This window comes from Spiroplasma sp. Moj (genome assembly GCF_016082285.1).
GTDB classification, from domain to species: Bacteria; Bacillota_I; Bacilli_A; order Mycoplasmatales; family Mycoplasmataceae; genus Spiroplasma; species Spiroplasma phoeniceum.
In genome coordinates this window covers 1-2,939 of the sequence record NZ_MQTY02000115.1, presented here as the reverse complement: position 1 = coordinate 2,939, position 2,939 = coordinate 1, and the positions used below count along the sequence as shown (strand labels likewise).

The 2,939-nt window shown below is 23.7% G+C and carries 4 protein-coding genes; 2 read left to right on the top strand and 2 right to left on the bottom strand.

The genetic code is table 4. The features are described from left to right. The first annotated feature begins 234 nt into the window (after window positions 1–234). On the top strand, window positions 235–651 hold the full coding sequence (locus BST80_RS04795; protein WP_348736005.1) for a hypothetical protein: 417 nt from the start codon (window positions 235–237) through the stop codon (window positions 649–651). A 412-nt stretch (window positions 652–1,063) separates the two neighbouring features. Here the strand turns inward: BST80_RS04795 and trxA are convergent, their stop codons facing one another. Beyond that, window positions 1,064–1,375 (bottom strand): thioredoxin, encoded by a 312-nt coding sequence (gene trxA / locus BST80_RS04790; protein ID WP_415746202.1) that lies wholly within the window; start codon window positions 1,373–1,375, stop codon window positions 1,064–1,066. Window positions 1,376–1,429: 54 nt separating this feature from the next. Further along, the gene (locus BST80_RS04785; RefSeq protein ID WP_114565339.1) at window positions 1,430–2,239 is read right to left on the bottom strand and encodes a Cof-type HAD-IIB family hydrolase; all 810 of its coding nucleotides are present in this window, start codon (window positions 2,237–2,239) and stop codon (window positions 1,430–1,432) included. A gap of 266 nt (window positions 2,240–2,505) precedes the next feature. On the opposite strand from BST80_RS04785, the gene BST80_RS04780 reads away from it, so the two are divergent. Further along, window positions 2,506–2,871, top strand: coding sequence for a hypothetical protein (locus BST80_RS04780; protein WP_415746201.1), 366 nt, complete (start codon window positions 2,506–2,508; stop codon window positions 2,869–2,871). The last annotated feature ends 68 nt before the right edge of the window (window positions 2,872–2,939 follow it).

Below are 2,939 nucleotides of genomic sequence, written 5' to 3'. Positions count from 1 at the left end.
TAATCGGAATAATTCTTTATCATTAATAAAATCAAATTTATCAAATTTCATAATTTTAGATTCCTATAATTTCTATTTTAAATATATTTTATAGGAATTTTAAAATAACTAGATTATGCAAGAAGTCTAATGTTAAAGGAACAAGTTTCCCTCGCTTACGAATTGCTGAGGATGAATTTGTTAGCATTTTTTAACTTACTTAATAAAAATTTTCCTAAAAAATTTAATTAACTAATGAAAACATCTCTTAAAAATTTTTGAATTATTAGTTTAATTACTAATATTATTTTTTTATTAATCCAAGTTAGCATCATGACGCCACTAATATTATGTCAAAAACAATTACAGTTAAGTAATAGTGACTTATCGCAAATTTTCTTTGGTATTCTAATTATTATTATTTTAGTAATGTTTATTACTAACTGAATTCTAGTTAAAAATCCACTCCGAAAACTAAATACAACAAAAGAATTAGCACCCTGACAAGCAGACCTTGGTTTTCATATTATTACAAAATATTCACATTTGAAAACGGAATATAATGGTTATGTCTGATATTTAAAGAAAAAAGGTTTTATTCTGCTTGCTACGCTTGGAATTAACTTTGGTTTTGCTTTAATTTCTGCTGTTGTGTTTTCTATTTTAGGATAAAATAAAGACTACTTTTTTATTTCTAAATTTATTATTACTATTTTATAAACTGTTTTTAAATAAAAAAACACTTAATTATATTTAAAAAATTTAACATAATTAAGTGTTTTTTATTGTAAAATATTTTTTAATTTTATAAAAATCCTTAGATAAATTAGGGTTATAATTGATGATTTAATAAATTTTTGATTTAAAAAGTTCATTACTATATCTTCATTAAATTAAACATTATCCATTAAAAATTAAATATCCTACTTTGAAACTTTTGTTTCTTCTTTTTGTTTTTTTGCAGCTTCTTTACGAGCCAAGATTTTCGCCGCTTTTTTCTCTGTCATTAAACGACGACGTTTCTTCATTGACATTGCCATTTTTTATTCACCTTCTCCTTTTTAAATTATTAGTAAAAACTTTGTTAACTTAATAAATCTTGTTCAATTTCGTTAGCAGTTATAAATCCTGTTTTACGTTTTAATTCATTTCCATTTTGAAAGGTAATTAATGTTGGGATTGATAAAATTCCATAATGCTGAGCAAGATCTTGTAAAACATCAACATTAACTTTAATAAAATTAACATCATTACGAATTTTTGCTAATTCATTAATAATTGGAGCAATCATTTTACATGGTCCACATCAATCAGCATAAAAATCAACTAAAGTTAACTTTGTATCACCAATTTTTTTTTCGAATTCATCAATATTTTTTACTTCATTTACAGCCATTTTAATTCTCTCCTTTACTGAATTCTCTTGCTTTTTTATCATATCATAAAAGTATTATTTTTTTAAGAAAAACTGTTGCAAATATTTTGCTGGCCCATTTTCACGATTTGATAATGTTACTTCATTTGCCATTGTTTTTAACTCATCAATCGCATTGCTAACCGCAATCCCAACTCCAGCTTGGCGAATTAATTCAAGATCATTATAAGAATCACCAAATGAATAAGTTTGACTAATATCAATTCCAATATGATGGGATAAAAATTGCAAGGCACTACCTTTTGAAATCCCCTTGCAAGCAATTTCAAAAACACGATTATTATATTGAGTAATATCTAATTGCGGTAATAATTGTCGTAACTTTGTCATTAATTCACTAGCACCCTTATCATCTAAGGACTGATGGGCAATAACACTAGCATGTGTAATATCTTCTGTAATATCAGCGACCTTGGTGATAATTTTATATTTTGTTCGCATTATTTTTGATCAATAATAAGAATTCTCACCATATTCGTAAACATAAGTACTATTATTACTAAAAAAATGAACTTTATATTTGCGATAAGTAAAATCAAAAATGGTTTTAATTTCTGCTGTTGTAAAAATCATCATTCATAAAAAACTATTAGTCTTAAAAGAATAAGCACTTGCTCCATTATTTGCCAAAACATAACCATCATACTTATGAACTTTTAGTTTTCGTGCTTGACGAATTGCATCATTAGCTAGGCGCCCTGTTGTAACAACAAAAGGGATTCCTTTTTTTTGAATTGAATTAACTGTTTTTTTTGTTAACCGACTAAACCGATGATTATCCTTTAATAAAGTTCCATCCAAATCAGAAAAAACTGCTTTTTTCATCTACTTATGTTCCTTTCTCTTTCCTTAAAATTTGTATGATTATATTATTTAGAAATATTGATCAAACATTAATTTTATAGTTTTAATAATTATAGTAGAAAATACTTAAATTTAAAAATTTTTTATAAATTATAAATGAAAGTGCAACAAATTTATTAATGAAGTTATAGCATACTTTATATAAAAATATATAATTAAAGTATGAAAAAAGTATAAATTTAAAGATTATATAAAATGTGTAATAAATTAGAAAGGACCAAATTAATATGGCGAAAGAACAAAATGATTTAAAAGATGAATTTAAAAATTTTAAAAATGAAGTCATTGATTCTCTCAATAAAATTAACAATTGATCTATAATAGTTGGAAATGCATTAATGAATATGGCCAATGCAATTGACAAGGAAAACAAAACATTATTTAATCTTATTTGTAATATTGATATAAAATTAAGACAAGATGTGGATTTTGAACTAAATAATTTTATGAGAAAATATAACTATACTGTTTATAATAATAATTTAGAAAAAACTCAATTAAAAACTAAAATTAATGAATTAGATAAAGAACTTTTAAGTATAAAAAATATTACTGATATAAATTTAATTTTTCATAATTCCAAATTTCAATAATTAGAGCAACTCATATGTTCTAAACTTAACAAAAAAGAAATTAGACTTCTTGCATAACCTATTAAAAT